Origin of the sequence: Bradyrhizobium sp. Rc2d (genome assembly GCF_900099855.1) — a bacterium.
In the GTDB taxonomy this organism is placed as follows: Bacteria; Pseudomonadota; Alphaproteobacteria; order Rhizobiales; family Xanthobacteraceae; genus Bradyrhizobium.
Genome location: NZ_FNCU01000009.1, coordinates 195443 through 219643 on the forward strand (window position 1 = coordinate 195443; position 24201 = coordinate 219643).

At 58.5% G+C, this 24201-nt stretch carries 16 protein-coding genes and 7 pseudogenes; 13 read left to right on the forward strand and 10 right to left on the reverse strand.

The features are described from left to right. Position 1 precedes the first annotated feature (1 nt). Together BLV07_RS47515 and BLV07_RS14415 are read right to left on the reverse strand one after the other, a co-directional pair. Complete coding sequence (locus BLV07_RS47515; RefSeq protein ID WP_176945531.1) at positions 2-505, reverse strand: acyl-CoA carboxylase biotin carboxyl carrier protein subunit; 504 nt, start codon at positions 503-505, stop codon at positions 2-4. Between the two features lies 1 nt (position 506). Further along, a complete protein-coding gene (locus BLV07_RS14415; protein WP_091886442.1) occupies positions 507-1976 on the reverse strand; it encodes an acetyl-CoA carboxylase biotin carboxylase subunit in 1470 nt (489 codons plus the stop codon). Positions 1977-5568: 3592 nt separating this feature from the next. On the opposite strand from BLV07_RS14415, the gene BLV07_RS47520 reads away from it, so the two are divergent. The 4 genes and pseudogenes from BLV07_RS47520 to BLV07_RS48815 all read left to right on the forward strand — a co-directional run. Beyond that, positions 5569-5730 (forward strand): hypothetical protein, encoded by a 162-nt coding sequence (locus BLV07_RS47520; RefSeq protein WP_176945532.1) that lies wholly within the window; start codon positions 5569-5571, stop codon positions 5728-5730. Positions 5731-5807: 77 nt separating this feature from the next. After that, positions 5808-6131: a DUF7694 domain-containing protein gene (locus BLV07_RS50340; RefSeq protein ID WP_502689996.1), complete on the forward strand. Its 324-nt coding sequence runs from the start codon at positions 5808-5810 to the stop codon at positions 6129-6131. Positions 6132-6552: 421 nt separating this feature from the next. Next, a pseudogene (locus BLV07_RS14440) lies at positions 6553-7445 on the forward strand (IS701 family transposase); the annotation flags it as partial. 325 nt (positions 7446-7770) lie between these two features. After that, positions 7771-7887: pseudogene (locus BLV07_RS48815) on the forward strand (maleylacetate reductase); the annotation flags it as partial. Positions 7888-8073: 186 nt separating this feature from the next. Here the strand turns inward: BLV07_RS48815 and BLV07_RS14450 are convergent. After that, positions 8074-8961, reverse strand: coding sequence for an amino acid ABC transporter substrate-binding protein (locus BLV07_RS14450; RefSeq protein ID WP_091886453.1), 888 nt, complete (start codon positions 8959-8961; stop codon positions 8074-8076). A 129-nt stretch (positions 8962-9090) separates the two neighbouring features. On the opposite strand from BLV07_RS14450, the gene BLV07_RS14455 reads away from it, so the two are divergent. From BLV07_RS14455 to BLV07_RS14470, 4 genes and pseudogenes are all read left to right on the forward strand, one after another. Beyond that, entirely contained in the window at positions 9091-9786 is a 696-nt protein-coding gene (locus tag BLV07_RS14455; RefSeq protein WP_091886458.1) for a GntR family transcriptional regulator, read from the forward strand. 124 nt (positions 9787-9910) lie between these two features. Next, entirely contained in the window at positions 9911-11284 is a 1374-nt protein-coding gene (locus BLV07_RS14460; RefSeq protein ID WP_091886461.1) for an NAD(P)/FAD-dependent oxidoreductase, read from the forward strand. Between the two features lie 196 nt (positions 11285-11480). Continuing rightward, positions 11481-11723: pseudogene (locus BLV07_RS14465) on the forward strand (malonate transporter subunit MadM); the annotation flags it as partial. Next, positions 11724-12362 (forward strand): annotated as a pseudogene (locus tag BLV07_RS14470) (GntR family transcriptional regulator); the annotation flags it as partial. A gap of 114 nt (positions 12363-12476) precedes the next feature. Here BLV07_RS14470 and BLV07_RS14475 read toward each other — a convergent pair. The 6 genes from BLV07_RS14475 to BLV07_RS14500 form a co-directional block, all read right to left on the reverse strand. After that, positions 12477-13520 carry a GlxA family transcriptional regulator gene (locus BLV07_RS14475; protein ID WP_143035426.1) on the reverse strand — a complete coding sequence of 348 codons (1044 nt, stop codon included), beginning with the start codon at positions 13518-13520 and terminating at the stop codon, positions 12477-12479. 307 nt (positions 13521-13827) lie between these two features. Then, complete coding sequence (locus BLV07_RS14480; RefSeq protein ID WP_091886467.1) at positions 13828-14829, reverse strand: GlxA family transcriptional regulator; 1002 nt, start codon at positions 14827-14829, stop codon at positions 13828-13830. A gap of 187 nt (positions 14830-15016) precedes the next feature. Then, positions 15017-15331: a nitrile hydratase accessory protein gene (locus tag BLV07_RS14485; protein ID WP_091886470.1), complete on the reverse strand. Its 315-nt coding sequence runs from the start codon at positions 15329-15331 to the stop codon at positions 15017-15019. Positions 15332-15338: 7 nt separating this feature from the next. After that, positions 15339-15959, reverse strand: a complete 621-nt coding sequence (gene nthA, locus BLV07_RS14490) for a nitrile hydratase subunit alpha (protein ID WP_091886472.1) — start codon at positions 15957-15959, stop codon at positions 15339-15341. 10 nt (positions 15960-15969) lie between these two features. Further along, positions 15970-16692: a nitrile hydratase subunit beta gene (nthB, locus tag BLV07_RS14495; protein ID WP_091886475.1), complete on the reverse strand. Its 723-nt coding sequence runs from the start codon at positions 16690-16692 to the stop codon at positions 15970-15972. A gap of 118 nt (positions 16693-16810) precedes the next feature. Beyond that, a complete protein-coding gene (locus BLV07_RS14500; protein ID WP_091886478.1) occupies positions 16811-17809 on the reverse strand; it encodes a CobW family GTP-binding protein in 999 nt (332 codons plus the stop codon). A 197-nt stretch (positions 17810-18006) separates the two neighbouring features. Between BLV07_RS14500 and BLV07_RS48825 the strand changes: the two genes are divergently transcribed. The 3 genes and pseudogenes from BLV07_RS48825 to BLV07_RS14510 form a co-directional block, all read left to right on the forward strand. After that, the gene (locus tag BLV07_RS48825; protein WP_244551109.1) at positions 18007-18306 is read left to right on the forward strand and encodes a hypothetical protein; all 300 of its coding nucleotides are present in this window, start codon (positions 18007-18009) and stop codon (positions 18304-18306) included. A 2-nt stretch (positions 18307-18308) separates the two neighbouring features. Further along, positions 18309-18509: pseudogene (locus BLV07_RS48830) on the forward strand (cache domain-containing protein); the annotation flags it as partial. Between the two features lie 73 nt (positions 18510-18582). After that, positions 18583-18984: pseudogene (locus tag BLV07_RS14510) on the forward strand (integrase core domain-containing protein); the annotation flags it as partial. 260 nt (positions 18985-19244) lie between these two features. On the opposite strand, the gene BLV07_RS46220 reads toward BLV07_RS14510, so the two are convergent. Further along, entirely contained in the window at positions 19245-20111 is an 867-nt protein-coding gene (locus BLV07_RS46220; RefSeq protein WP_143035427.1) for a hypothetical protein, read from the reverse strand. Between the two features lie 896 nt (positions 20112-21007). Between BLV07_RS46220 and BLV07_RS50345 the strand changes: the two are divergent. Together BLV07_RS50345 and BLV07_RS48840 are read left to right on the forward strand one after the other, a co-directional pair. After that, a pseudogene (locus BLV07_RS50345) lies at positions 21008-21352 on the forward strand (formyltransferase family protein); the annotation flags it as partial. A gap of 1185 nt (positions 21353-22537) precedes the next feature. Then, a partial coding sequence (locus BLV07_RS48840) for a non-ribosomal peptide synthetase (RefSeq protein ID WP_244551111.1) occupies positions 22538-24201 on the forward strand: 1664 nt, incomplete at its 3' end.

The window sequence follows — 24201 nt, forward strand, 5'->3', positions numbered from 1 at the left end:
TTCAGCGCCCTTCTTTAGAGAGCGTGACCAGCACAGCGTCGTGCTCGAAGCTCTCACCTTCCTTGACGTGAATTCGATCGACGATGCCATCCTGTGGTGAGCGTATGATCGTTTCCAGCTTCATGCTTTCAATCATCATCAGCGCCATTCCCGCCGAGACCGATTGACCAGGCGAAACTGTGATCGCAACAACAAAGCCAGGCATCGGCGCCCGGGCCACCAGCGCGTGAGTCTCGTTATTCCCGGAAGCGCACGCCCGCAACGGGTCATTGTAGCGCAAAATGCGCGTCCTGCCGCGGATGTGGAGGTGAATGAGTTCGCCCTCGATCGCGAACCTGACCGATTCATTCTCGCCCGCAATGGTCAAGATGCCGCTACTGTCGCTGCGATGGGTGAGCGCGACAGGGGCAATCACCTGGTCTCGCAGATGAAGCCGGTAGCCCTGCTGGCTGGATGAAAGCCACAATTCATGATCTACGCCGTCGACCTCGAATGAGTGATGCACGTCAATTTCTCCAACTGCCGAGTGCTGCGTGAAGCTCGGGCACGGCGTCGGCCGCTTCGCGGACCGGTCTCGTCAGGAGAGCCGCCGATGCCAGGAACGCAGACATCCCGGCAGAAAAGGTCCCCGCTGCGAGATGTGGGTTTTCTTCAAGGTATCCCGTATGGAACTGACCGCCGAGAAATGCCTCGTCGCAAAGAATCCGGGCGAGCAAGCTCGCGTTGGTCTCGCACCCAAGTAGAACCAGTTCGCGAACCGCGCGATGGGCTTTCAGAGCAGCCTCTATGCGGCTCGGTGAATGCACGATGATCTTGGCGAGCATGGGATCGAACGCCGGCGTGATGTGCTGGCCTTGCATGATGCCGCTGTCGATCCGTACGCCATCCGGATACTCCAGAAGAAGTACTTTGCCGGTGGTCGGGACGTATCCGCGTTCGGGAGCTTCCGCGCAAAGCCTGAGCTCGATTGCGTGCCCATTTGAAACAATGTCGGACTGCGAAAGTGCAAGTTCGCGACCCGCTGCCGCATAGACTTGTTCGGCGATCAGATCGACGCCGGTGATCATCTCGGTCACCGGGTGTTCGACCTGAAGGCGTGTATTCATTTCCAGAAAGTAGAACTCTCCGCCGCTGAAAATGAACTCGACCGTTCCTGCATTCTGATAGTTCGCTGCACGGGCGATGCCGACGGCGGTCTCGCAAATCCGGGTCCGCAATTCTGGTGATAGCGCTGGCGAGGGCGTTTCCTCGATGATCTTCTGGAAACGGCGCTGTACCGAACATTCGCGCTCGAAGAGATGAATCAGGTTACCGAGGGAGTCACCGAGCACCTGTACTTCAATATGTCGCGGGCTTTCGATATATCGTTCAACATAAAGTCGTCCATCCCCAAAGTAGCGACGCGCTTCACTGCTCGCCTGCTCGATGGCTGCCTCCAACGTAGCAAGGTCTCGTACAATCCGCATTCCCTTGCCGCCACCGCCCCCTGATGGCTTCACGAGCAAAGGAACTCCAATAGCCCGCGCTCTCGAAACGAATGTCGCCGGATCATCTTCCTCGATGGCGCAGGGTGCGACTGGAAAGCCGTTGCCCTGAACGAAATTACGGGCGCGGATCTTATCGCCCATTAGCTCGATAGTTTCTGGAGCGGGTCCGATGAACGCAATGCCGGCCTTTATCACTGCCCTGGCGAATTCCGCATTCTCAGAAAGCATTCCATAACCCGGATGTAGCGCGCCGGCGTTCGCCTTGTGGGCGGCAGCGATGATCTGCGCGATGTCCAGATAGCTTGCGATCGGCGTGCGGCCGCTGATCGGAATAGCCAAGTCGGCCATTGAGACGGCCGGGCTCCCCGCGTCAACCTCGTGGTAGGCAATTGCAGAACGAAGTCCAAGCTTGTGCAACGTTTTGATGATACGTACGGCTATCTCGCCCCTATTGGCGATCAGAACTGTATCGAAGGGTAATTTGTGCATTCGCCTATCCGGACAAGCGTGATTGAACCAGAGCGTCCGTCAATTGTGGGCGGCCATGCTCGTCACCTGACCTCGCGGGACCGTCCTGCAGGTCAGGCTGGGACCACGTCTGGGCATGAGGCAAGCGAAACAGGCCGCCACATCCTTCACCTCGAGTCGCTGCTTCTCTTGTCAGTGTCTCGCACGAAGATCACGTAGCGACATTGCTGACTGAGGCTCGCTTGCTTGGATCTGAGGCAGGCAGTGATAGCGGTGCGATCTGGTATGTGGTTGCTACAAAGGCGGAACACGTCCTGAGTGCAAGCCTCTTTCTCTTCTGCGGTCGGCGTTTGATCGCGCGCGTTGACCGGCCCGGGGATTACAGCTGTCATTGCGACGGCAAGAGCGATGGCGCAGTGGTAGATCTTGAGGCGCGAAGCCAACTGAGTGCGTTGATTTTGAGTCATGGTATCCCTTCAAATCGGTGGGTCTGCGGTATTGTTCTTCCTGCGCGAAGCGCAACAGGGCCTGTCAACCGGGAAACAGGCCGGAACGGCTTAAGTACGATGCCGGCAAGCTCGTTCTCCCGCTTTTGCGGTCCTGACTGAACGGTGCTGGTCATCTGTCCGGCACGACAGAAACGAGACCTGCCGTAGTGGCGGAGCCCCACGAAGATGGGAAGCACTGGCGGCTGAACTGGCCGAGCAAGTGATCATTTTGGAGCTTTCCGGTGATTGTGCGGTCGGTGCATGCCTGCGACGCCGGGTCGAAGGGGCCCGGGCCAGCAGCTATCGCGACGCAGAGAGAGCAGGCAAAAGCCAGGTGCACTCAAGCCATTGTTGATGATGCATGCGATCGTGCAGAGCGAACCATGATGGCGCGCGTCGAGGCTATGTTTGGTGTAATCGCGCCTGTGTTCCACCTTATGTGAAGACGGCGGGCGGGGTATCTGGGATGGAGCCTTCGTCTTGCGTCCGTTCCGGTGAGGCTACGATGATGGGAGCGCCTGCCGTGTAGATCTCGAAACGCGCGATTACGTCCAGCCGCGACAGGAGCAGCCTCCGATGAAGCGCGGACAAGGGTGCATCTGGAAGATCTTGTCGTCCTGATTGAGTCATGCCAGGTGAGTTTAGATGTTTGAGACATTCGCAATTCTCATGATCTGTCAGGAAGCGTCTGGATTGTCAGACGTGGTTCCCACTTGTCCAGGATCGTACAATCTGACGCTAGGTGCGATTCAAGCCCCTTCGTGCGTCCGATCGTCTGAGAATGTCGGAGCTGTGCATCGTTCGTGTCAGCCTCGGTTGCAACGCGCACTTTGGCGTTTCGGAACAGCGGCTGTGCATGGCGACTGTCCGGTTCGGCAACTGGACCACGAGCGTCGCTGCTACGTGATTATACGGAGCGCCGCTGTCGCATTTCTTTGATCTGCGAATTGCATGCTCGCGGCATGAATCCGAAAAGTAAACTCTACCAGCCCGACCACTGGCGAGCCCGTGCGGAAGCAACGCGAAAGAAAGCGGAAGCGCTCGCTGACGGCAAACCCAGAGACAGGCTGCTTAAAATTGCCATGGAATATGACAACTTGGCTCGGCGTGCCCAAGTGTGGCAGACGCGCAGAGACGAGGACGATACGTGGCCTGAGCAAGAGCTGTAAAGCGTCGCTGCGGTTCGATAAAAACGCCCCAGCCGGTTGATAGCTACCCCCAATGGCTAGGCAAATGTCGCTCAGCAGGCAATTCAGTGGCGCTTGCACGGGACTTGAGGCGGCACCGTAGCGAGGCATACCGACGGTCCTGTGCCGCGCTCCAGATCGCGACAAGTACGTCGAGGGCGGAGCAGGCCGCCTGCCCAACGGCCACTTCAGGTCTACTCGTTTAGTCAGCTTCTCGAAAGCTAATCCTCTTATGATGAGGATGCGGAACCCTAGACCTCCATTCGCAGTCAATGCGTCGCGCTGAACGTAGAAGGCCGGATGCCATCCGCGCGTGGCAGTGTTGAGCTGTGACAGGTCAGTGTTTGGCACTTCGTCGCGGCTGCAATCCAGGCTAGCAAGCTGGCGGCATATCAGTTTCGTCAATTCGAGACATCTGCGTCATGCGTCACTATTTCGTTTGCGTCGGTCGGAGGGGCGGATTTTATATCCAGCTAGCCGCGCCAAGTGTGGACTTGAACCAAGTCTGTGAAACTCCACGTCCGATTGATGGTGCGCATACGTTGCGGCCGCGGTTTGCGAGAGGCGTCGAAAAGCCCCTCGCGCCTTTGCTATCCGCGAGATTATTTCAGAAGAAAGCTCTGATGATCCAGTAGATACCGACCCAAAGCAGCGCATTTATGAGGAGTGCGGCCAGCGGCCACAGGTTCCACCGCCTTTGCGCCTGCCGGGAGCGACAATCGGCGCCGTAATGCTTGATCGTTGGGTGCTTTGGTGCGCGCCAATGCGTCATTTCATCAGACGCCGCGCTGGTCCACGGAAAAATGCCAGGCCTTTCATGCCTCGTATCACTCATAAATTCGCAGTCCTCTTTCAAAGCGCGATTATCAGAATCCTTGTTTGTTGCGCGGCGAGCATCCGGCCGATGATATGCTCGCGCATCGTCGGTACAGGGAGGTCGCGTTCCGTCACCACAGCAATCTGCATGCCACGACGGAGAAGTGCCGGCATCGCTTTGATAGAAGAAAAAGCGCGTCTGTCGACGTTGGCGACAAGGAGTCGCTGCCCGTGGTCGGATTCGCGACGTCGACGTCTGAAAGACAACACCCGCATTAGCAGGAAAAGGGTGAGCGCTTCGCGAGCGCCATACCGGAAACAATGCGTTAGGAGTTGCATCGTAAGTGACGCGGGAAGATCGGCCGACGGTCGCAGTTGCAGTCAATGAGATCGAGTAATCATTGTCTCTGATCGTTAGCTTACAAGGAGGCAGCGAGATGGCAGGCGATCCGCTGGATGTTATCAGCTCGAAGACGGTTCATGCGAGGGATCCGCGGCTCTGGTGCGAGCCCGTTCGATTTGGCCCCCATACAACTCAATCGTGGTCATATAGATGGCGCATTGGCACTGTTTCAGACCCGGCGAGAAGGTTGCGAATGATCAAGTACGACCTCACGAAGCAGCAATATCGCCGCGAAGCGTCACCTGGTGCCGCCACTGGTTTTGCGAGCCATCATGGAATGTAGATGTCAAAGGCCATTATAGGGATGCCATGATGACGATCGATTCATTGAAGACGAGGTGACGGGCCAAGAGCCGCCGATTTCATGTACTTAAGCAGATCGCCATGAGACATGAATGGGCACGGGAACGAACGCTTGCTTGAAGCGCGAAAGCTCGATGGCAGATGTTACTGTTGCTGATGCGCGCGCTCTGTTCGGCGATGTGCGGCCAGCACTGGCTGGCATCGATGAGCAAGATGCTTCGCATGAGAGGGGCTCGAAGACGCAGTTGTCCGGTGAGCGAACCCGTCGGGCCACCAAGAGCGGGAAAGTGCAATCCGCGGGCTGAGTCGCCATCGCTCAGATCGTGCACGGCTCATAGTCAGGCAATCGGCGGCCCTTGAGAGCGTTCGTCGGCCACAATGCGAGCGTTAGAAGGCAAATAACAGGAGAACGAGTGATGATGGACATCTGCAGCTTTCTCGGATGGTTCGCTGAAGAGTGGCATAGGAACGCTGGGCCGAGGACCGAGCCGGTTGATGAGTTGCGAGACAACGTCATCTACGTCGAGTTCAAGGCCATCCGAGAGGCAAAGGAGGCGGCGTGCGAGCGCAGATCATAGAGAAGCTGGAGGCCGGTCGCGTGCAATACGGCCAGTTCGCTACCCTTCCGGGATCAGGCCCTTGCGGCCTGTTCTTTGTGCAGGGGCCTTGCGGGTGTGAACTCAAGATAACTGGATTAGTCCGTCCTGGCTGGGAGCATGTCGCTGTCTCGACGCCGCGGCGCTGTCCGAATTGGGACGAGATGTGCTTTGTCAAAGACCTGTTCTGGGATGAAGAGGAGTGCGTCATGCAATTGCATCCGCCACATTCGCAGTATGTGAATAACAGCCGATATTGCCTGCACCTGTGGAGACCCACTCATCGGGACATCCCAATGCCGCCGCCGAGCTTTGTAGGCATCGTTGGGCTAGGGCCATCAGAAGCGGCAATGTTGTTTGCGCGGATGAGCGCGACAGCATGATGAGCTGAGTTAACGATATTCGAGCGGAAGATGAGGCCGTGCGGCTGCAGAAGCAGACCGGTTCGGCACCGCCGGAATGAGGCGTCGCAAGCGGATATATGTCAGGACCGATCGCCTGTTGCAGTGTGCAGGGGGGGCTGAGCTGAATTCGCTGCTGTCAAGAAGGAGCCGCTGACAGTGCACTGATCCGGTTCAAGTGATGTCTCGCATGTCCAGGCCCCGCCTCGGCCACGAGGCGGAGCCGCCGTCACCCTGACTGCATCCGGAATTGCTCAAGCTAGGCCTGCCGGTCGCTGTGCAAGTGCCGTTAGTTCGTCGACCACTAGCACTACGTTGGCAGATTGTTAATTTTGTCGCGTTTTAGGATTCCCGAATCAATTTTTCAATGATTCATGGGTGGTCGGCTCTTGGAGGGCTGACCATGCCGGGATGGGAAGACGAACTCGAACGCTGGCTGATGCCGTTCTTGGACCGGCTGGGTCATAAGACCCGGCTTGTCCTCTGTATGTTGCGGGATTGATCGGTCCTGGCGATCGCAAGAGCGTGCAGCCGATGGCGGAACGCCTTGCCACGAGCAACTACGATCAGTTGCATCATTTCATTGCGGACGGTGTCTGGGACGCGACGCCGCTGGAAACAGAACTGCTCAACCAGGCGGACCGACTTGTCGGCGGCAGCGATGCGGTGCTGGTTATTGATGACACCTCACTGCCGAAGAAGGGTGAGCGCTCGGTCGGTGTTGCGGCTCAATACGCGTCGGCTCTCGGTAAAACGGCAAATTGCCAAACGCTGGTGTCTTTAACGCTTGCGCGCGGCGAAGTGCCAGTGATGGTCGCGTTACGTCTCTTTCTGCCTGACAGTTGGACAAGCGACGTGTCTCGTTTGAAGCGCGCTCGCGTGCCCGTCGAACACCGAACGCCACGGTCCAAGCCGGAGATTGCTTTGGCCGAGATTGACCGCGCGATGGCAGCCAACGTGCGCTTTGGATGTGTGCTGGCGGATGCAGGATACGGCCTCAGCGCACCGTTTCGACAAGGTCTAACAGAGCGCGGGCTGGCCTGGGCTGTCGGCATCCCTCGGCACCTGAAAGTGTATCCGGTCGATGTGAAGCTCATTTGGCCGATTACCAAGGTCCGGGGGAAACCACGAAAGCACCACGTGCCTGATATCTTATCGATTGCGGCGGAACAAATGCTGGCCAGCGCCAAATGGAAAACCGTGAGTTGGCGTAACGGGACGAAAGGTCGGCTCAAAGCACAATTTTGCTGCTCTCCGTGTCCGGACCGCCACAGCGCGAACACTCGTAAAGGTTCTCGAGATGTGCGGGGACGATCTGTCTCGTGCGAACGTCATGAAACAAGCCGCGAGCCTGAAAGACTTTGTCCCGGACACTCTGCTGCCGGGTGTGAAAATCAACACCAGCGCCGCGTCTTTTGCTCCAATCACTCAGCTCCGCATGGAGCGATTCAGGGGCGAGAAATGGAAGCTATTCGGCGAGGTGATAGGCGCGGAGGATGTTGCGCGCGAGTAGTCACCAGAGTCTTATCGCGGAAATGCTTCCCAAGTCCGTAAGGAGTCGGGAGGGGTGCCCTTCAGTTCTATCATCCCATCATAAAGACCAGCGCATGATCGGTTCGTCATCTTCGAAAACCTGCCGTGCCGGGTTGTCTTTGGCCGCGGTGCAATTGGCGCTACCAAGGCGGAGCTCGAGCGGCTCGGCTATAGGCGCGCTTTGGTGCTCACGACGCCCGAGCGGGGCGAGAGCCAGAAATAGCGGTAGGATCGGCCTGCTCTTGCGAGCAGCCCGGCTAATTCCTGCGCTTCCTACTTGAAAGGTTGCATTGCGGCTTTGCCGTCGTCGGTGCAGGTCGCGACCTAATCGCCGAGACCGAAACGGCACCCGACTCGTCCTGTACATCCATCTAAGGCACCGCCGCAGCGCTCACACCCCTTTATCGTTGGGATTCGCGACAGCGTCCTTTAAGGGGGGCGTCATCGGGAAGTTCAGATTCACGTTCCTGGGTGGAATGGGGCTCATGAACCACTTCGCATAAAGCGCCTTGAATTGACCATTCTGCATCATCGCGACCAGCGTCTTGTCGACGAGCGCTTTGAAGTCGGGATCGTCCTTTCGGATGATCAAGCCATAAGGCTCGGTCCGCAGACTGTCGTCGATAATGCGCCAATCGCCCGGATTCGAACTGTTGGCGATGAGACTGGCGAGCAGGATGTCGTCCATCACGAATGCCTCGCTGCGGCCCGTCGTCAGCGCGAGGAATGAGGCGGCGTGATCGGCCGACATGATATTTTTGGTCTGGAATTTCTTTTCCTGGGCACGGGACGCGAGCAGAGCAATTGAGGTCGAGCCAGTGGTCAGCGAGACCGGCTTTTCATTAAGGTCTTCGAAGCGTTTGACCGGGCCATCCTTCTTCACGACAGCACGAATGCTCGAGACGAAGATCGTGTCGCTGAAAGCCACGACCTTCTGTCGTTCCAGCGTATTGGTTGCGGGACCACAAACGATATCGATCGTACCGTTCTGAATGAGCGGGATTTGCGTGCTGAGTTGGATCGGCTGGAGCTTGGTCCGGAGGGAAGGCAGTTTGAGCTGGGTCTTCACCTCCTCGACGATTTTCGCGCAGAGATCCATCGCGAAGCCAACCGGCTTCTGGTTTTCGTCAAGATAAGAAAATGGCACCGAGACGTCGCGGTGTCCGAGCGTGATTTCACCGGCGTCCTTGATCCTCGCCAGCGTTCCGCCAGGAGACTGGGCGTGGGCCGGAATGGAAATCGCGACGGCGATGAGAACCGAATAAGCTCGCCATTTCATTACCTTACTCCCATTTGGCTGGCGTTGTATATAATCAATGATAATTTTATAAGCTCGATTGCATAAACGGTAAATGGATTTTATACAATAGGAAGCCTGCTCAGCACGCAGGCGAAAAGGAATATCCGGATGACAGGCGCAGCAGCCGCAAGACCTCGAGGAGCCGGAAGTCATGGCTCCGCGCCGGAAACCGTGCGCGAGGCACTGAGGGTCTCCATCAGCTCCGGCGAGCTTGCTCCTGGATCTCAGCTCAGACAGGACGAGCTTGCCGAGCGGTTCGGAACAAGCCGCATCCCCGTGAGAGAGGCACTCAGGCAGCTCGAAGCCGAAGGCTTTGTGACATTCCTGCCCAATCGTGGAGCGGTCGTTTCGGACCTGTCCATCGACGAAGTCATCGAATTGCTCGAGATTCGTATCGCGCTTGAGTGTCATGCTCTACGCCTCGCCATCCCCGCCATGGGAGAGAGCGATCTCGAAGAGGCGAAAGCGATCCTGCAGTCATACGACGAGGAGCCCGACCCGGCGAAGTGGGGCACGTTCAACTGGAAATTCCACGAGATGCTCTACATCCCGTGCAATCGTCCGCGCCTCTTGTCCATGATCGAGGCGAACTATGGTCATGTGAGCCGGTTTACGCGGACGCTGGTTTCCCGCGCGGCCGGCAAGGAGCGGCCGCAGCGCGAGCACTACCACTTGCTCGAGCTGTGCCGCGATGGACAAATCGAAAAGGCCGTCCGACTTCTTCGCGAGCATATCGTCGAGACGCAGAAGACCCTGAGATCCGCGCAACGCCATGCTGCGCGCGATCTCGGTTCCGGCGGTTGACACGAACCGCGCGAATCCTGCGACACAGGTCCAATGAACGACAGGAAATATCTGCGGGTGCGAGGCATCTAAGGGACGTCGTGAGACGCGTCTTGCCCGCTTCAATCCGAGCTGGAGAGATTGAATGAATGATCGTAACGTAGACATTGCCGTCATCGGCGCGGGAATCGTCGGTATCGCCTGCGCCTACTATCTCTCTAAGGCCCGTCCTGCATCCCGGATCGTGATCATCGACTCCAGCGCGCCGATGAGCTTGACCTCGGCGGCTTCGGGCGAAAACTATCGCAATTGGTGGCCTCATCCGGTCATGACGGCCTTCACGGATTATAGCATCGACCTGCTCGAGGACATTGCCCGCCAGCACGACAATCGCATTCACATGACCCGCCGCGGTTATGGGCTGGCCACACGCGACGCGAGGCCCGACCAACTGCTGAAGGATCTGCAAATAGGCTATGGGCCAGAAGGCGCCCGACGTATACGCCTCCATCAGGCCGCCTCGTCTGCAAGCTATACGCCAGCGGTCTCGGCGGATTGGGAAGATGCTCCCGAAGGGGTTGACGTGCTCCAAAACGCAGAGCTGATCCGTCGGCATTTTCCGACGTTCGATCCGGAAGTTTGCACGATTCTCCACATCCGGCGCGCTGGCGACATCAGCGGCCAACAGCTCGGCAGCCTGATGTTGGAGCAGATCCGCACAGCCGGAGGTGCTCTGATCACGGCCCGCGTCACCGAAATTGCCCAACAACATGAGGGGTTCGTCCTGACGACGCGCGGCCACAGCGGCGAAGAGAAGGTCCGCGCCGGGATCATCGTGAACGCCGCCGGCCCTTATGTCGCCGACATCGCGCGCATGCTCGGAGAGACGCTTCCGGTCGAGACCATCTTCCATCAGAAGATTGCTTTCGCGGACAATCTCGGTGCGATCGACCGTAGAATGCCGTTTTCGATCGATCTGGATGGGCAGACGATCGATTGGTCCCCGCAGGAGCGCCAGCTTATCGAGGAGGATCCTGCGATGGCCTGGCTGGCACGTCCGATGCCCGGCGGCATCCACTGCCGTCCAGAAGGTGGCGACAACGGGAAATGGATCAAGCTTGGCTGGGCCTACAATCGAAAGCCGTCGGCGCCCCGGGACGACCTTCCTACGGATCCTAACTTTCCGGACACCGTTCTCAGGGGCGCGAGCCGGCTGAATCCCCGCCTCAAGCAATACTACGGCCGGCTACCGCGACAGATTACCCACTACGGCGGCTACTACACGATGACCGAGGAGAATTGGCCCCTGATCGGTCCCATGAAAACGAAGCACGCCTTCGTGGCAGGTGCCTTGTCTGGCTTTGGAACGATGGCGGCCTGTGCAACAGGAGCGCTTTGCGCGGGGTGGATATTGGGTACCAAGCTGCCTGAATTCGCCGAGCACCTCAGCTTGTCTCGCTACGACGATGAAACCTTTCTTCGCCGACTACGGGAAAGTGCGAGCACTGGGGTTCTCTAGATCGATCGCCATTTTTGCAAGTGGATTTAGACGCATTTAATAGTGCGACCATCACCGCGAAAGCAACCTAGCGGAACGTCGATGGCAGTCCCTAGCAATGCAGAGGGAATAGCACTCGCTGAAGTAGGCTGTGAAGAATAGCGCAGAGGGCGACCACAGCCTATTTCCCTCTTCGGGAGTGAGCCATTTTTGCGAGCCGGTCATGGTGATGATCGGCACGCCCTTCGTCGCGAAGATGGTCGGCATCAACAATTCGCGCAGCGCAATGCTGTTTGGGGCCTTGATGGGCACGGTCAGCCGCGTTTCCGGCGGCCTTGCGGCAATCGATCGGCGTCTGGTGCCTTACGGCGCATTGACGGCGACGTTTCATACCGGGTTGGGATGCCTGGTCGCACCGTCCATTCTCTACTTCATGGTGCGCGCAATCATAGGAAGCTGAATGGCAGGACTGTTCAAAGTCGCAGCCGAAGCAGAAGAAGATGGCGGCCTCCCCTCCGATAGCATCCGCAATGCGCTCACGAACGAGATTGCGTTCGGTGTGCTCGTTCCGACTCGGCCTCGGAAGCGCAGCGGCTTGCCGGTCGCTTCGGGGCTTCCCGCACGGCGCTGCGGGAAGCTCTTCGGCAGCTCGTCGTCGGCGGGCTAGTCGAGGTGCGGGGTCGTCGCGGGGTCCTCGTGGCGCGGATGACACCCGAGCGCATCATGGAGATGTTCGAAGACAGCGCAGAGGTGGACGCCATGTGCGTCCGACTCGCGACGTTTCGCTTGACGCCGCTCGAGCGCAGTCACCTGATCGAGCTTCATGAGAGCTTGCTGGCGATGGTCGGAGCGAATGACGTTGATGCCTATGATGCGTTCAATTCCACGAATGCATCTACAGTGCGACTCACAACTCGATTATGGCCGAGCAGGCGCAGGATGTCCGCACGCTGCTCAGCGCCATCCGTCGCACCCAATTGCGGCAGGGCGATTGCATCCGCAAGTCCCGCGATGAGCACGACACCATCATGCAGGCAATCGCGGATAGGAACGGCGATACGGCCTCGCGCAGAAGCCGACCCATATGTTGAATGCCGCCCGGCGCTCCGACGCTATATCGACGATTGCGTCAGTGGGCCGTCAATGGGCCTGAGCCGCACGATCTCTGACAATCGCGGCGATAAACCGCTCTTGATGCAAACCAAAGTGCGCGCTAAGGGGCGTTTGCCGCAAGCGTGGCGCCGATGTTCTCACGATACTCTGCTGGCGGTGTCTGGAAGGCACGAATGAACGCGCGCCGCATGTTTGCGGGGCTGCCGAATCCAACTCGGTGAGAAATTTGCTGGACGGATAGCGGGGTGGTTTCTAGCAGGATGCGGGCCGCCTCGACCCTGATGCTTTCGACGAAACGCGCGGGCGTCGTCATCATTTCGTCCATGAAGGCGCGGCTGAAGTTCCGCGAGCTCATCGCTGCGCGCTTGGCAAGTGCGTCAACCGAAAGATCGGCCGTGAGGTTCGACAGCGCCCAATCCATGACCTGGCCGATTTGGCTGTTCTGGATCGATTGCGCCTTAAGGAAGTCACTCACCTGTGGCTGATTGCCAGGCCGCCGAACAAAGATGACCAGCATCCTGGCTACGTCCAGAAATGTTGCTTGCCCGCAGTCGTTTTCGATGAGGTATAGGCAGAGGTCGATACCAGCCATTCCGCCGACCGCTGTGTAGTAGGAACCGTCGCGGGCGAAAAGACGATCCGGCTCGACAATTACGCGAGGAAACATCGTTGCGAACGATTCGGTGTAATCGCGGTGTGTGGCGACCCGCCGTTGATTCAGCAAGCCGGCCGATGCGAGGACAAACGTCCCGGTGCAGGTCGCGCACATTCGACGTGTCGTGGGCGCGGCTCGGATCAACCAGTCGATCAGCGGCTGGTTGTCTCTTGGCGTCCGAAGTTCGTGACTGCCAGCAACCAGGATGGTGTCGTAGGACGTATCTAGGCCGGGGCCGATGACCTTGTCGGGAAGCATGCGCACGCCGGAGGAGCCTACGATGGACCCGGAGGCAGGGCTGATCAGATCGACCTTGTAGCGCACCGGCGTTGCCAGCGATCGATTGGCTTCATTGAACGCATCGATCGGCCCCATGAAGTCGATCGCGTTCGCCCCGTTGATGGCAACGATTCCGACATGAATGGTTTGTGCGGGAATTCCATGATTACCTCCGGTTGGGCCGGGCGCTGAAACGCCGAAGTGATCCACTGATCGAATCTCGACTATTCGAGGATCGATGACTGAGCGCGGACGCAAGCGTCCGTTGCCCTTGGGCCGGCTTTTGCCGGCTTCTGGGAATGCCAGTTCTCGATCTGGCTGGCAAGCTGTTCGACTGCAGATGTAACAGAAGTGGCTGCAGCGGTGCGGCCAAATTTACGTCGCCATCGGCCATTCGTAATCCAAAGCTCTTCGTTTCGGGGGAGCTTGGGGACCCGTAAGATTCCGGGCGCAAGTCAAATCTATTGCCGCTGCTCTCCGCCACCGGCAACAGCTCTCATTCGTCGAGGCGGCAAGGCTACGGTCGGTTGGTGGGCGGACAGCTCGGCGGAGCGTGATTTGCAGGAGCCCACGCACTTCGAAATCGCAGGCGGTATTCGCCTGGGCCGATGCCGATGTTGCGGACGAACGCACGTCTCATGCCATCGGCATTGCCGAAGCCGCATCGTATCGCGACTTGCTGAAGTGACTTCGCGCTGTCCTCGAGAAGTAATCGTGCTGCGTCCAGCCTTGCCGCATCCACGAATTCGCTCGGCGTCATGTTCATCTCCTGGCGAAACACGCGCGTGAAATTCCGCACGCTCATTCCGGCCCGTTCGGCTAGATTGTCGACCGAGAGCGGGGCGGTAAGGTTGTCGAGAACGTACTGCTGAACTTGCTGGATCTTGCTCTTGCCCGACATTTGGGCGGCAAGATGGGCGCTGAACTGTGACTGGCCCCCCGGGCGCTTCAGGAACATCACCATATAGCGCGCCACGATCAGTGCGAGCTCGCGTCCGTGATCTTCCTCGACGAGAGCGAGCGCCAGGTCCATCCCGGCTGTCACCCCGGCCGTCGTAAAGAGATTCCCGTCTCGGATGAAAATCTGATCGGAGTCGATGTTGAGCTTGGGGTACTCATTTCGCAGGCGTGTGGCGCATTCCCAATGCGTAGTCACGCGCTTTCCGTCGAGTAATCCGGCTGCAGCGAGCAAGAAGACTCCTGTACAAACAGAACCGAGCCGCCGTACTGTGCCGGCTCGGCGCCGCAGCCACTGAACCATGGCAGGGTCGACGGTCGCAAATGATGGATCGCCGCCGACCAGAAGCGTGTCGATTGGCTCGTCGGGATCAAAGATATGGCGGTCGGCCACGAAGCGTAGCCCGCCCGTTCCGCGCACAGGACCCGCTGAGCCAGCGATAAGCTGCACGTTGTAGGCGCTCGGATCTCCAAGCCGCCTGGCTGCCTCCCAGAACACTTCGGCTGGGCCGACAATGTCGAGAGACTGAACCCCTGCGGGAGCGAGCAACGCGATGCGCATCAACAATCCTCAATTGAGGTCAATCGTTATGCAATCTCTATTCCCATCGCGCGGCGCAAAGGCGTCATTTTCGGCCAAACATGCGTGATATTGGGACTCTTTGGTGCACGCGCCGCGATCTTGAGTCGCGCGGGATTCATAACACGCACGGGGGCCAGGGGCGAAGCCGGTGGTAAGAAAGCGCAGGTCAGGGCGCCTCGGCTGCCCGGTCAGTGAGACCGGTCCGTTCCACCATCGTCTCCAGAACGGTGAGCCAAATCTCGTAGTAGTCCCAGCTCGGGTCGGACCGGTCGTGGGTCGCCTCCCACGCGGAGATGGTCGCGATCAGCTCCGAACGAAAATCATCCCATTCGAACACGCCTTGTTTGGACAGCGCCAGCGCCATACCGAAGGCCTGGCGCTGCCAGGGAGCACCGAAGCAAAGGCTGCCGTTGTCCTTGGGTGGCATGTCGGAATGTCCCAGCATGCTGCCCAAGGCGAAGTGCTCGAAGCTCGTTTGCATCGCAGCCTTAAGCGCTCGGTGGCTTGACGATGGCGACGCCCATCATCGCCTCTGGAGTCACGAGTGCCGCCAGTTGCTCCTCGCTGAAATGATCCGTGCCCACCGGCCGCTCCGGAACGACGAACCAGCGAATCTGGGCGCTGCTGTCCCAGGTCTTGATCTCCTTGCCTGGATCTATGTCCAGGCCAAACTCGCCGAGCACCTTCCGCGGTTCACGCGCAGCCCGTGCGCGGAAGGAAGGATCCTTGTACCAGTAGGGCGGAAGACCGAGGATTGGCCACGGGTAGCACGAACAGAGCGTGCAGATGATGAGATTGTGAACCTCCGGCGTGTTGATCGCCGCCTTCATATGCTCGCCTTCAGCGCCGGCGCCTTTCGTCGGGAAGTTCATCTGTTCGACCGCGGCCATCGTATCCTCGGCCAAAAGCTTCTTGAATGCCGGATCGACCCACGCCTTCGCGACGAGCTTGGCGCCGTTGAACGGGCCCATCTCGGTCGCGAAGATCGCCATGATCTTGTCCACCGTCTCGCTGGTGATCACGCCCTTCTCAATCAGAAGCGCCTCCAGCGCGCGTGCGCGCGCCGCGTTAGCTGCCTCGCGGTCCTTGGAATATTCGAAACGGTCCATGAGAAGTTCCTCAGGATGCGGTGGCAGGTTCGAGATAGGCCTCGAACAGGTCTGCGTAGAAGGTGAAATTCGTCTCGGTGTTGCCCGGCCAGAGATCCTCAGGATCGAATTTGACGCAGTAGACGGGCATTGCTGTCCCAATTCCGTCGACACCGGTGTCGCAAAGATAGGTGTAGGCGTCGGGATAGACACTATCAATGATGCCTACTTTGTTGCGGAGATGACCGGGCAGGCGGGTATGGTCTACCGATTTCGGATTGGCCACCCGAACGACGGCCCCGGCCACGAAGCGGGCCGGCGCTGACCGCTCGCGCCTCGGATCGTCCCCGATCATCAGATATTTCCGCACGCGAGCATCCACTGCTGCGTCTCCGCCCTCCGGCATCGCCGCGGGTGACGACAGAAATGCCTCAGTGCGCGCGTCCAGCTCGGCTTGGGTGATGTAACCCTTGGCAACGAAATACCCGGAAATGCCGCCGAGCCATTTCTCGTAGTAACGGAACTTGAAATAGTCGAATGGGTTCATGGCTTCCGCGCCCTTGCGCAGATCCGCCCAGGTCCACTCGGTGTTGAAGGTGCTCGGTGTGGCTTCGAGGTCAAGCTGCCGGCTCAGCGCCATCATCGCAGTGTGGATGCCGAAGATTCGCTCCTCCCAGGCTTCCACGAAGACGCGTGTTTCGAGGGAAATCGGATCGAGGCCTTCAAGGCCTCCGAGATAGTGCTGCAATTTCATGCGGGAGCCCGCTTCCTTCAGATTGATGCCATCGCCCGGCTCGTTGCCAGAAGCTGCCGGATTTGGAGATGAGTCGACCTCCAGACTAGACAGCCGTGCGGCCCCTCCCGCCGATCTGCTAAGCAACGAGACTTGCGTCCGGCTGGGTCAGATCGGCAATCTCGTTACGAATCCGAGCCGCATCGATTCCTCTTCCGATGAAGACGATCGCGCTGACGCGAGGCTCGTTGGCTACCCACGGGCGGCCCGGCCGACCTTCGAGCGTCATGTGGACACCGTGAAATACCCAACGCCGGGCTTCACCCGTCAGCGACAGAATGCCCTTGCAGCGCAGTAGGCGATCTCCATTCTGTTGAACGAAGGCGCTCAGCCATTTGAAGAATCGAGACCCATCCAAGGGGCGCTCTTCGCGGACTTCCACGCTGATTACGGACGTGTCGTGCTCGTGTTCGAGATCGGAGAGTAACAGTGGTTCGATGGCGAGGCAGTTCTTCAGGTCGAAGGCCTTAATATCAACGATCGAGGCGACGTTCAGCCGGCCCTCGATCGAGGCCACCACACGCGCTATCGGATTGATCGCCCGAATGGTCGCCTCGCATTTGGCGAGACCGCCTTGTCCGGCTAGATCCAGCTTGCTGACCACCGCGATGTCGGCAAATGCGATCTGCTCGGCGGCGACATTCTCGCCGGAGCCCTGGTCGGCAAGCCAGCGATCGATGTAAGTAGCGTCCACCACCGTTACGACGGCATCGAGCATCGTCGTAGCGGACAGCACTTCGTCGACAATGAAACTTTGAATAATCGGGGCGGGGTCGGCCAGTCCCGTGGTCTCGATCAGAATGCGACGGATCGGCCGCGTTCCGGACAGCAGATTGGTGATCGTCGTGACGAGATCGTTCCGAACGGTGCAGCAGATACACCCGTTGTTTATCTGAAGGATCTCCTCGTCGACGCCGACAACCAGGTCAGCATCGATGCTGATGGCGCCGAACTCATTCACGATGACAGCGGAATCCGCCATCAGCGCGCTTTCGAGCAGTTGATTCAGCAGCGTCGTCTTGCCCGACCCAAGAAATCCCGTGAGAATAGTGACTGGAATTCTCTGTGATGTCCCCATTGACCCCCGCGCTTCTTTGCACCACTTCACGACGGAAGCTAGTTTTGGGGAGAGGGCGATCGCAACTTGGATGAGCGTGCAAATTCTGCCAAACAGCGTCAATAACGTGCGTTGCTGGCGGCAAAGCCTCGATGCTTAAGCGTCTGGTAACAGGGCCGTCACAGTCTACCGATCATTTTTCTGATCGTGAGATTCCCATGTCTTTCCGTGGTTTGAGAGCAAAGTTCATCATCATCATCGGCATCGCGCTTACGGGCATGATCGCTCTGGTGCCGATTGCGCTGTATAACATCAGGGACCAGATGATGATGGATCGACAAGCCAAGATCCAGCAGATGGTCGATATTGGTCACGGCATCCTGGCGCACTATCAAAAGCTCGAAAGCGACGGAAAGCTTGGCCGTGAGCAGGCCCAGGCTGCCGCTCTCGCGGAGATCAAGGGGTACGCTACGACAAGGTCGAGTTTTTCTGGATCAACGACATGGCGCCTAACATGATCATGAGTCCGGCCAAGCCTGAGCTCGATGGCAAGCCGGTTGGGGAGTTCAAGGATCCTGCTGGCAATTACCTCTTTCGAGGCTTTGTCGACGTCGTGCAGAAAAGTGGTGCCGGCTTCTATGGCTATCTCTGGCCGAAAATGGGCTCCGATGAGCCGGTCTCCAAGCTGTCTTATGTAAAGGGATTTTCGCCCTGGGGATGGATTATTGGCACAGGCATCTATCTGGACGACGTCGATGGGATTTTTCGGAAGACAGCCTGGACGTTCGCGTGGATTCTCACCGGTGCTGCAGCCACAGTTCAGCTTCCGCGGCAGCGACGTCGTGGCGATCCTGGAAAGGGCCTGCAAGGAAGTGGGATTCCCGGCAACGATCCGCGTCGATCAAGGCAGCAAGTTCGTGTCGCGCGATCTCGACCTGTGGGCCTACCAGCGCGGTGTCACGCTGGACTTCTCCAGGCCCGGCAAGCCAACCGACAACGCGTTCATCGAAGCCTTCAACAGCCGCTTCCGCGCCGAATGCCTCAACACGCACTGGTTCCTCAGCCTTGCGGACGCCCAAGAAAAAGTGGAGACTTGGCGCAGATATTATAACGAAGAACGGCCCCACGGCGCGATCGGCAATCGACCGCCGATTTTGCTGCACAACCACGTCGGCGCAACCAGCCCGCCAACGTGACAGAGGCGCAAAACTCTAGTTCTGGGTGGTCCAAAGTTCGGTCTCGCTGCAAAGAAGGGCAAAACTCTAGTTCTGAGTGGTCCAAACTTCGGTCTCGCTGCAAAACTTCGGTGTCGCTGCAAAAACCCCGAGACTCTAACTGCCGCTGGATGAAAAGCAGTGGCAGGTCACTCCTTCGTCAGGCTAATCGCTGTCGCTCAGGGCTGCTGCTCATGCACCCTTGAAGCAAGACTCAACTTTCAGGAAAAGTGGGGACTACGCTAGGCCAATGCCACGGCTATCCTTCGAGTGCCCGGTGCCGATGTCCAACTGTTCACCGCATGCGCCCAAGTTAGGTTGTTCAGAATAACAAGGTCCCCTGGTTTTAGCTTGAGAATAATCTCGTCACAAAAAAGTTTCTCGTAATCGGCGCCTGAACACCAGCTCCGTCCTGCATTAACGGGGTCCAGTTGGTGCAACTCAAAACCGTCCGGCGGGAACTTGAGAAGTTCGCGCTCTTGCAACATCCGAACGAAAAAGTGAAGACAGCTTTGGTCAACACTACCAATGTTATCCCAAAGGACATTCACATCGCGCCCTAGGAGAAGGGAAAAGCTTCTTTTCGGCCTTGCCATAACAATCGCCAGCAAAAGGCCCGGGATCTCGGATTTCACCTCGGCTACTATTTGGTCATCTGGTACCAAATAGTCATCCGGCGAGCTCAGACGATAAAGTGCTTTTGCACGAGTGATCATGCCCCGAGACAATGGTTTTGATCCAGGTAATATTTTTGTCGTTTTTTCTCGTAAAAGTCCCCATGCCTCACTTGTGTCGTCGATGTTCAATAGGATTGTTTCTCCTCCGTCTTTACTATTCTCGAAACAATAAAAGCACGACAACTGCATATTAGATATTCTATCTCCTTCGGAATGCGGGGTGACAAACTGATAATCATCTCGGGAATTAACGCTCATGAAGTATTTGTTGATCCGCCGTCGGTGACCAAGAAAATCGGAAAAGCCAGCCTCCAGCTCTAGCTTTTTTTGCAATCCCAGTTCACCGGCAATTTGATGTGCGAGGCCGTCCGCCTCGCTCGGTGAGACATTACGAATCAAAATGACACAGTCTCGACTGAGTGCCTCGATCACGCAAGTCACATCCAAGCCGCTGCACCCAAGGGTCAACAGCATGCGCCGATGTGAGAGATCAGGAGGCAGTTGTGGTTGCGACATTCGCCGTGGACCCGTTCTTCGTCGCTTTCGTCGTCTCACGAGCAAGGGCCGTGCCACAGACGTCAGCGGGCATTAAGCGAAAACGCTACTTAGTGCCGAGCCCCGGCCAATCTGCGAAAACGTGATGCGTGGCGAACTTTGCAACATCGAGCGGAATCCCTGCCGCAGGATCCTCTCTCACTCGACGAGCAGACCACCTGGAGAAAGCAGCGGCGAGCATTTTGGCTCGCAAAGGCAATTCGGGCAAGGCGCGGGCGCCCGATCTTGAGTGGTCGTCGCTGTTGACGACGCGTGCTGTTGTGTTGAGCTCTGTTCGGTTCAAGGCGTTAATGTCCCAAGCCCGACGGCATGACGGCAAAATTCTGGCAGCCCGGCGAGAAGCGTTGTTTTCTTCAGAATGAGCTCGCAGAAGGTCATTGGCGCGTCCGTTACTTAAGGTGAGCGCCAAGGAGGTTCTGCTGTACGCGCGGTGATGACGGCGGCTGTTGCAGAGCTTCCGACGACTTTGCGGACGCCCATGCGGTGATCGTCGCAAATGACGTCCGTATAGTTGTGCTGAGCTGTGTCTGGTTCAGGACGTCGATGTCCCAAGTCCGACGGCGGCATTCCGAGCGAGGCGCGCGTTGTTTCTTCAGGAAACGCTCGCAGTACGTCATTGGTATGCCGATTGCTTGAAATGCGGGGTGATCCGTTACGGCCTTCATCGTAGCCCCTGTCTAAGAGTTCAGATGAAACTTGCTACACCGGTTGGCTCTTGCATCTTTGTTGGTGGTGGTACGCTAGCTATTAGATGTGCTCAGCTAGTGATGGAGATGGGCCACGTGATCCGGGCGGCGCTGTGTGCCGACGCCATATTCCGCGATTGGGCCGCTCTCGCCGATATCTTGTGTGTGACGAGCATTGAAGAGCTATCTGCGCTGCTCAACGCCGAGCCAGTCGAGTGGATATTTTCCGTTGCCAATCCGTTCATATTGCCAGCAGATGTGTTTGGGAAAGCGCGTAGAGGCGCTTTCAGTTACCACGACGGTCCCTTGCCGCGATATGCCGGAACTCATGCGACGTCTTGGGCGCTTCTTGCCCGAGAGACCGAACATGGCATCACGTGGCATCGTATCGATCACGGTGTTGATACTGGTGAGCTGGTCGTCCAACGCCAAGTGTTGATTGCGACGAGCGATACTGCGCTGACGCTGAATCTCAAATGTTATGAGGCTGCTATCGATGGCTTCCGCGAGCTTCTAACTGGCTTAACAAATGGAGAGCTTAGTGCTCGTCCGCAAGCGCTAGCGGACCGAAGCTTTTTCCCGAAAGGTCGACGCCCAGATGCTGCGGGCTGTCTGCGATGGGATCGATCCGCACAAGATCTGGAAGCGATGACGCGCGCCTTAGACTTTGGCCCGTATCATACCAATTCATTGGGGTTGTCCAAGGCTCTCGTAGGCGATGACGTTGTCGTCGTCAGGCGCTTGGAGGTGACGGCTCGGCGCTCGGGCTTTGCTGCGGGGTCTTTAGTTGAGATCCACCCCAGCCACTGGCGTGTGGCGACAGGGACAGAGGATGTTGATGTTTGGCTTAGCAGCTTGGATGGTAAGGCTCTGGATGCGCGGGCACTCGCGAGGCGTTCTGATTCCCATGTAGGCGACCGCCTCCCGATTCTGAGCGATGACGAGGCGCGGAGCATAACGGTTGCGCATGAAATGTTAGCGCCTCGTGAGAGTTTTTGGCGACGGCGGCTTGAACAGTTCAAGACATCCCAGCTTTCCTTTTTGTCGTCTTCAGTAGCTTTGGCTGCACCTCAATGGCAGTTGAGTTCATGGCGAATTCCAGATGCTTTGGCTGAGCTGTCTCCCAGTAATCGCACGGAATTCTTGCTAACGGCTTGGCTGATCTACCTAGCCCGCACCACGGGAGAATTAGAGCTTCAATTGGGGTGGACTCCCGCGTCGAGTGGATCGCGAGCGGGCTTGAAAGCGCTCGAGGTGCTTGTCGCTTCTGTTGTGCCGATGGCAATTACCATCGATCTCGACAATGATTTTGCAGAGGCGCGCACGGTGGTGGCGGCCGAATTCGCTCAGCTGAAGGAGCAGGATAGCTTCGCGCGAGATCTTATCGCGCGCTGCCCAACGTTGCTCGGTATGGAGGCGTTACGATCGCGCCGGCCCTGGCCCGTTGGCGTTATGCTTACTGTAAGTGGCGAGTCTGCCACTGGTGACCTAGCTTCGAGCCCGACTTCTGAGGCAGCCCTGCCCGGTGAGGCGTTAACATTTGAGGTTTGCGCTCTAGATGGGAGCTTTCGATGGCACTTTGATGCAAGTCGCTTGGAGCCCAAGCATATCGACCGTATGACCCAGCATTTGCAAAATTTGCTATGTGCTGTGAAGGCAGATCCGCGGCAGCCGGTGGGGCAGATTGAACTCTTGTCATTCGCTGAGCGCGCGTATCTGCTGGAGGAGCTGAACCGGACGGCATCGGCCTATCCGTCGGACGTGTGCATCCACGAGCTGTTCGAGGCACAGGTTCGCCGTGCGCCGGACGCGGTGGCGGTGGTCCATGAGGAGGAGCGGCTAAGCTATGGCGAGCTGAATGCGCATGCCAACCAGCTGGCGCATCATCTGATCGGCCTCGGGGTCAGGCCGGACCAACCGGTGGCGATCTGCGTTGCGCGCGACGTGGCGATGGTGGTCGGGCTTTTAGCGATCCTCAAGGCGGGCGCGGCGTACCTGCCGCTGGACCCGGCCTATCCACCGGCGCGGCTGCGGCAGGTTCTCGACGATGCGGCGCCGCGGCTCCTGCTGGCCGATGCGGCCGGCCGATCCGCGCTGGGCGCCGATGCGCTGGCCGATGTGAGCGTGGTGGATCTGGAGACGGCCATGCCGGCGTGGGCAAATCTGCCGGCGTCGGATCCGGACCCGCGTGCGCTTGGCCTCACCTCACGCCATCTCGCCTATGTGATCTACACCTCCGGATCAACAGGCACGCCCAAGGGGGTCATGGTCGAGCATCGCGGAGTGGTGCGTCTGGTGGCGGAGAACGATTTCGTCGAGATCTCGCCGCAGGACGTTTTTCTCAACGCTTCCTCGCCGACATTCGATGCGACCACGTTCGAAGTCTGGGGAGCCTTGGCGAACGGCGCCAGTGTTGTGCTCTATCCTGAACGCTATCTCTCGACGGCAACGCTGGCCCGGATCATCCAAGACCAAGGCATCACTATTGCTTGGATGACTGCGCGGTTGTTCGACGTCTATGTCGGGGAGGGGCGGAGCACCAGTGGGCTGCAGCAACTGCTGGTCGGGGGCGAAGAGGTCTCAGCCAGTTCCATCAGAGCATGTCAGAAGCGACATCCGACGCTGCGAATCTCAAATGGCTACGGCCCGACCGAGAACACCACCTTCAGTCTCTGCTACCCGGTGCCTGCTGGCTTCGATGGCCAGCAACGGGTGCCACTGGGACGACCAATCCGGAATTCGGTGGTCTATCTGCTGGATGATCATGGCGGGCTGGTGCCGTTCGGTGCGGTCGGGGAGCTCTACGTCGGCGGGGCGGGGGTGGCGCGCGGTTATCTGAACCGGCCCGAGCTGACCGCGGAGCGGTTCATCGCCAGTCCCTTTGTGGACGGCGACCGGCTGTACCGCACCGGCGATCTGGCGCGCTACCTACCGGACGGCAATCTGGAGTTTTTGGGCCGCAACGACGACCAGGTGAAGATCCGCGGCTTCCGGATCGAGCCGGGCGAGATCGCGGCGCGGCTTTGCGAGCACCCGTTCGTGCGCGAGGCGGTGGTGGTGGCGCACGAGGGCCCCGGCGGCGAGCAGCGTCTTGTCGCCTATGTGGTGTGCGCGCCGGAAGCAGCTTCGAACGGGCTAGAGGGAAGCGAGCTTGCCGGCGCCTTGCGCGCGCACATAAGTGCGCACCTGCCGGAGTACATGGTGCCATCGGCGTTCGTGCGGCTGGCGGCGCTGCCGCTGACGGTGAACGGCAAGCTGGACCGCAAGGCGCTGGCTGCGCC